The 6,520-nt window shown below is 73.3% G+C and carries 5 protein-coding genes; all 5 read left to right on the forward strand.

Annotated elements, in window-relative coordinates; translation table 11 throughout:
• The 5 genes from QC029_RS19245 to QC029_RS19265 all read left to right on the forward strand — a co-directional run bounded on the left by QC029_RS19245 (window position 1) and on the right by QC029_RS19265 (window position 6,396).
• On the forward strand, window positions 1-936 hold the full coding sequence (locus QC029_RS19245) for an N-acetylneuraminate synthase family protein (RefSeq protein WP_279556950.1): 936 nt from the start codon (window positions 1-3) through the stop codon (window positions 934-936).
• Between the two features lie 198 nt (window positions 937-1,134).
• Window positions 1,135-2,226: a hypothetical protein gene (locus QC029_RS19250; RefSeq protein WP_279556951.1), complete on the forward strand. Its 1,092-nt coding sequence runs from the start codon at window positions 1,135-1,137 to the stop codon at window positions 2,224-2,226.
• A 203-nt stretch (window positions 2,227-2,429) separates the two neighbouring features.
• Entirely contained in the window at window positions 2,430-3,677 is a 1,248-nt protein-coding gene (locus QC029_RS19255) for a M20 family metallopeptidase (RefSeq protein ID WP_279556952.1), read from the forward strand.
• Window positions 3,678-3,835: 158 nt separating this feature from the next.
• Complete coding sequence (gene galE / locus QC029_RS19260; protein WP_279556953.1) at window positions 3,836-4,843, forward strand: UDP-glucose 4-epimerase GalE; 1,008 nt, start codon at window positions 3,836-3,838, stop codon at window positions 4,841-4,843.
• Window positions 4,844-5,334: 491 nt separating this feature from the next.
• Window positions 5,335-6,396 carry a BMP family protein gene (locus tag QC029_RS19265; RefSeq protein WP_279556954.1) on the forward strand — a complete coding sequence of 354 codons (1,062 nt, stop codon included), beginning with the start codon at window positions 5,335-5,337 and terminating at the stop codon, window positions 6,394-6,396.
• Window positions 6,397-6,520 lie beyond the last annotated feature (124 nt).

The following is a 6,520-nucleotide window of genomic DNA, read 5'->3' on the forward strand; positions in this document are numbered from 1 at the left end:
ATGACCAGCCCCCGCCTCCGTACCCTCGGCGCCAAGACCGTGGGCCCGGGTCACCCGGTCTACGTCACCGGCGAGATCGGCATCAACCACAACGGCGACCTGGAGAACGCGTTCGCCCTGATCGACGCCGCCGCCGACGCCGGCTGCGACGCCGTGAAGTTCCAGAAGCGCACCCCGGAGGTCTGCACCCCGCGCGACCAGTGGGAGATCGAGCGCGACACCCCCTGGGGCCGGATGACCTACATCGACTACCGCCACCGCGTCGAGTTCGACGAGGAGGGCTACCGCGCCATCGACGCCTACTGCAAGAAGAAGGGCATCGACTGGTTCGCCTCCCCGTGGGACGTGGAGTCCGTCGACTTCCTGGAGAAGTTCGACGTGCCCTGCTACAAGGTCGCCTCCGCCTCCCTGACCGACGACGAGCTGCTGCGCGCCATGCGCGCCACCGGCCGCACCGTCATCCTCTCCACCGGCATGTCCACGCCGAAGCAGATCCGGCACGCGGTGGAGGTGCTGGGCAGCGAGAACATCGTCCTCTGCCACGCCACCAGCACCTACCCGGCCAAGGCCGAGGAGCTCAACCTGCGGATGATCCACACCCTGCAGGCCGAGTACCCCAACGTGCCGATCGGCTACTCCGGCCACGAGACGGGCCTGCAGACCACGCTGGCCGCCGTCGCGCTGGGCGCCGCCTTCGTCGAGCGGCACATCACCCTGGACCGCGCGATGTGGGGCTCCGACCAGGCCGCCTCCGTCGAGCCGCAGGGCCTGCAGCGCCTGGTGCGCGACATCCGCACCATCGAGGAGTCGCTCGGCGACGGCGTGAAGAGGGTCTACGACAGCGAGATCGGGCCGATGAAGAAGCTGCGCCGGGTCAAGGGCGTCGTGGCCGAGGCCGAGGAGGCCACCGCCGACCGCGAGCCGGCCTCGGTCTGACGAGTTGACGGTTCCGACGGGTCTGGCGGGTCGATCACGGTGAGCGCAGGCGCAGTCCCCGGCGGGACTCCGGGGGGAGTCCCGCCCCAGCCGGCCCGGAGGCCGGGCGCGGCCGCGGCGCGTCGGGGGGCGCGTCCCGGCCGCGTCTCCGGGCGCACCGGGCGCCGCACGGGCACCCTCGCCTTCGTCGAGAGCCCGGTGCAGCTCCTCAACGTCCTGGAGTGGGCCCACGCCGTGTACCGGGGGGCGTACCAGGGGGCGCACCGGGGGCGTACGGGGGAAGGGGCCGGCGACCTCACCGTGGTCGTCCTGCCGCCGCGGGACCCGATGACGCGCGGCCAGCTGCGGCGGATGGCCGAGCTGGCGCGCGACGAGGGGATCGCGGTCCGCTGGGAGGAGGCGCGCGGCGGCGCGGGCGCGCCGCTGAGGACGGTCGCCTCCCTGCTGGGCCCGCTGCGCCGCGCGGCGCGGGTCGTGGTGGGCGACCCGTTCTCGCGGTACGTACAGCTGCTGCTCTCCCTCGCCCGCACCGAGGGGAGCGGTGGAGGCGGGGCCGCCGGCGCCACGGGCGGCCCCGCCGGCCCGGGGGACGTGGTGGTGGTCGACGACGGGACGGCCACCATGGAGTTCGTCGCGCAGCTCGCCCGCGGCGAGCGCCTGGTGCGGTGGCACCGCAGGGGCGCCGGGGGAGCGCGCGCCGCGCTCTTCGCGCCCGTCTCCGCGTCCGCCCGCCGCCGGATGACGCCGTCGGCGGACCACCGGGTCGAGGTGTTCAGCTCGATGCCGGTCGAGCCGCCCGAGCACGTGGCCGTCACCCGCAACGACTTCGCCTGGACCCGCGCCCGCTTCGGCCCTCCCTCCCCCACCCGCGGCACCGACCTGGTCGGCACCTCGCTGGTCGAGACCGGAGTGGTGGACCCCGAGCGCTATCTGGAGGCCGTCGCCTCCCTGGCCCGGGCCCACGGCGCCACCCGCTACTTCGCCCACCGCCGGGAGAGCGCCGAGAAACTGCACCGCGTCGCGGTCGAGGCGGGCCTGGAGATCGTCCGGCCGGACCTGCCGCTGGAACTGGTGGCCCGCCGCGGCCCCATCGGCCGCACGATCCTGAGCTTCCCCTCCACCGTCGTGCACACCCTCCCGCTGGCGCTCGCCGGCACCGGGGTGACGGTCGCGGTCTGCGACGTGGACCCGGCCTGGCTGACGGAGAACGCCTCGCCGCGCGCCCGGGGCTTCCTCTCCGGCGTCACCGGCACCGCGCGGGACGTACGGCGGCTCCCGTCGACCCCGTGATCGACCCCTGATCGGCCCCTGATCGATCCTGTGACCGGTTTCCTTCCCACATGGTGGAACGGGGAGGACCGAGCGGAATCGGAGGTCATACCCATCCGCACCTGGCCGTATGCGGTCGCCGACCCGTTTTTTCTCCCTTACGGAGGGTGAACTTTCACCGTTCTCTCTGCACACGGCTGTCACCTGGGCTTACCCTCGACAGGGTGAGCCAGTTGTTGTCGCCAGAGTCCAGTATCCGGACCACCGATGAGACGCCGCTGCCCGGCGCCGTGCCGGAGGCCCTCCGTGCCGAGCTCATCGCCTTCCGCCGGGACCTGCACATGCACCCCGAGCTGGGCCACCAGGAGTTCCGGACCACCGCCGCCCTGAGGGAGCGGCTGGAGAAGGCCGGGCTCCGGCCCCGGGTGCTCCCCGGCGGCACGGGACTGATCTGCGACATCCACCCCGGCGGGGCCCCCGCCAAGAGCGGTGTGCGCCCGATGCTGGCGCTGCGCGCCGACATCGACGCCCTCCCCATCCCCGACACCAAGACGGTCCCGTACCGCTCGACGGTCCCGGACCGGGCGCACGCCTGCGGCCACGACGTGCACACCACCGCCGTGCTCGGCGCCGGCCTCGTCCTGGCCGAGCTGGCCCGCCGCGGGAAGCTGCCGCACTCGGTGCGGCTGCTGTTCCAGCCGGCCGAGGAGGTGCTGCCGGGCGGCGCGACCGACGCCATCGAGGCCGGGGTGCTGGAGGGCGTCGGCCGGATCATCGCCGTCCACTGCGACCCCAAGGTGGAGGCCGGACGCATCGGCCTGCGCGCGGGCCCCATCACCTCCGCCTGCGACCGGCTGGAGCTCTCCCTGGACGGCCCCGGCGGCCACACCGCGCGCCCCCATCTGACCACCGACCTGGTCACGGCGGCGGCCAAGATCGTCACCGAGGTCCCGGCGGTGCTCTCCCGCCGCGTGGACACCCGTGCCGGACTCGCCCTGACCTGGGGGCGGCTGGAGGCGGGCCACGCCCCCAACGTCATCCCGCAGCACGCCGAGCTGTCCGGCACCATCCGCTGCCTGGACCTGCCCGCCTGGCGGGTCGCGCCCGACCTGGTGCACGCGGCGATCGACGAGGTCGCGACGCTGCACCGCGCCAAGTTCGAGCTCAACTACATCCGCGGCGTCCCGCCGGTGGTCAACGAGCGGACCACCGCCGAACTGCTGCGCGACGCCATGGTCGCCCGGCGCGGCCACGACTCGGTCGAGGACACCGAACAGAGCCTGGGCGGCGAGGACTTCTCCTGGTACCTGGAGCACGTCCCCGGCGCGATGGCCCGGCTGGGAGTGCGCCCGCCGGGCGACCGTGCGCCGCGCGACCTGCACCAGGGCGACTTCGACGTCGACGAGAACGCCATCGCGGCGGGCGTCGAGCTGTTCACGGCCGCCGCCCTGCTCGACGCCGAGCGCGAGTAGCCCGGCGGCGCGCGGGCCGGCCGGGGGCGCGCACGGCGTACGGGCCGGCGGCCGGCCGGGCGGCCCGGGGCCGCCGGGTTCCCCGGGGGCGGCCTGCGGCACGATGGCGGCAGGTTTTCGCCCGACCGCCCGGTCGCGGGCCCGACGCAAGGAATCCCATGAAGGTTCTCATCGCCGGCGGTGCCGGATTCATCGGCAGCACCATCGCCTCCGCCTGCCTGGACAGCGGCATCGAGCCCGTCCTGCTGGACAACCTGGTCACCGGACGCAGGGAGTTCACCACCGGCCGGATCTTCTACGAGGGCGACATCGCCGACGGGGAACTGGTGGACACCGTCTTCTCCGAGCACCCGGAGATCGAGGCGGTCATCGACTGCGCCGCGCTGATCGTGGTCCCCGAATCCGTGGCGCAGCCGCTGCGCTACTACAGCGAGAACGTCGCCAAGGGCATCGAGTTCGTGGGGCACGTGATCCGCAACGGGTGCGAGCGCCTCGTCTTCAGCTCCTCCGCGTCCATCTACAGGACCGGCGAGGACTTCGCGGTGGACGAGGACTCCCCGCTGGGGCCGCTGAGCCCCTACGCGCGCACCAAGGCGGTGTTCGAGACCGCGCTGGAGGACATCAGCGGCGCCGGGGACATCCGCGTCGTCTCGCTGCGCTACTTCAACCCCATCGGCGCCGACCCGAAGATGCGCACCGGCCTCCAGGTGCGCAGGCCCACCCACGCCCTGGGCAAGATGATCGAGGCGTTCCGGAGCGGCGAGGACTTCCACATCACCGGTGTGGACTGGCCGACCCGCGACGGTTCCGGCATCCGCGACTACGTGCACGTGTGGGACCTGGCCGCGGCGCACGTCAAGGCCCTCCGCCGCTTCGACGGCATCCTCCCGGCGGGCGGGGCGGACGGGTACCGGGTGATCAACCTCGGCACGGGCACCGGCACCACGGTCCGCGAGCTCGTCCGCGCCTTCGAGAACGTCACCGGCAGGCCGCTGCCCGTGGTGGAGACCGGCCGCCGCCCGGGCGACAGCGCGGGGGCGTACGCCTCCGGCGGCCGTGCCGCCGACCTGCTGGACTGGCGGCCCCTGCACTCGGTCGAGGAGGGCATCCGGGACTCGCTGACCTGGTTCGCCAGGCGCGACTCCGTCATCGGCGCCGACGGCTGACCCCCGGGGCGGGGCCGGTGCCACGGCCCGCCCCGCCCCGCCGCCCGGAGGCCGTGCCGCGCGAAGCCCTCGGAAGGCGTCCCCGCACCGTGCGGGTCCGCTGCCGGCCGCGCGCCCGGAACCCGTCGCCGCCGCGGATGCGGAAGCCCGCCGTACCCCGTGTGCTTCCCGTCACAACGGGCGGCGGCGGACGGCGTCCGGGCCCGTCCGCCCTCCACCGCCCGTACCGCCGCCGGGTGCCGTACGCGCCGGGGGAGGAGGGGAAAAGGGCAGGTGGGAAGGGGGATGGCCGGAACCGCCGCTGCCACCCCCGCGCCCCCCGCCGGACCGCCGGAACATCCCCGCCGGTCCCCTCCGCGAGGGAGCCGGCACGCCCCGTTCACACCGAACTGATAACGGCTCCGCGAGAGGCCTTTTCCTGACATCTACGCGCGTTACGATGCGGCGGAAGCCAGCGCCAACGGAGGCGCTTCGAGCGAAGGGAAGTCCTCTTGCGCCGGGTAAGCAAGCTCGTCGCCGCGGTCGGGACCGCCGCGGCCCTCGCCCTCAGCGCCACCGCGTGTGGCGGCACATCCACGGAGGCCTCCTCCGGCTCCTCCGACTCCGCGGAGAAGGGCAAGGGCATCGCTCTCGCCTACGACGTCGGCGGCCGTGGCGACCAGTCCTTCAACGACGCCGCCTACGCCGGCTTCGAGAAGGCCAAGAAGGACTTCGGCATCGGCGGCGAGGACGTCGAGCCGTCCGACGGCGAGTCGGACGCCGACAAGGTCCAGCGCCTCACCGACCTGGCCCGCCAGGGCTACAACCCGGTGATCGGCGTGGGCTTCGCCTACGCGCCCGCCGTCAAGGAGGCCGCCGAGAAGTTCCCGAAGACCACCTTCGGCCTGATCGACGACAACACCGTCCAGGCCGAGAACATCGCCAACCTGGTCTTCAGCGAGGAGCAGGGCTCCTACCTGGCGGGCGTGGCGGCGGCCAAGGCCACCAAGTCCAAGGTCGTCGGCTTCATCGGCGGCGTCGAGGTCCCGCTGATCAAGAAGTTCGAGGCGGGCTTCGTCCAGGGCGTCAAGGACACCGACAAGTCCATCGAGGTCAAGCGGCAGTACCTCACCCAGCCGCCGGACATGAACGGCTTCTCCAAGCCCGACCTGGGCAAGGAGGCCGCCCGCGGCCAGCTCGACGCCAAGGCCGACGTGATCTACCACGCCGCCGGCCTCGCGGGCCAGGGCGTCATCGAGGCGGTCGCCGCCCAGGACAAGTGGGTCATCGGCGTCGACTCCGACCAGTACCGGCAGAAGACGCTGGACAAGTACAAGGACAGCATCCTGACCTCCATGACCAAGGACGTCTCCGGTGCCGTCTACAACCTGGTCAAGTCCGTCCAGGACGGCAAGCCGCTCTCCGGCGAGGTGCGCTTCGACCTCGAGTCCGGCGGTGTCGGCCTGGCCGACTCCAACCCGGCGTTCACCGAGATGACCGAGCTCCAGGACGCGGTGAAGAAGGCCAAGGACGGTGTCGTCGGCGGCGACATCAAGATCGACGTCGCCTCCTGACCCGTCGTCCCCCCCGGTGACGGGCCCGCGGTTCCCACGGGATCCGCGGGCCCGACCCTCCGACAGCCCTCCGACCCGATCCCAGCGCGGCGGCCGGAGCGGGCCGGGGCGGGGCGTCCACTTC

This window comes from Streptomyces sp. DH37, from assembly GCF_029813835.1.
Classification (GTDB): domain Bacteria; phylum Actinomycetota; class Actinomycetes; order Streptomycetales; family Streptomycetaceae; genus Streptomyces.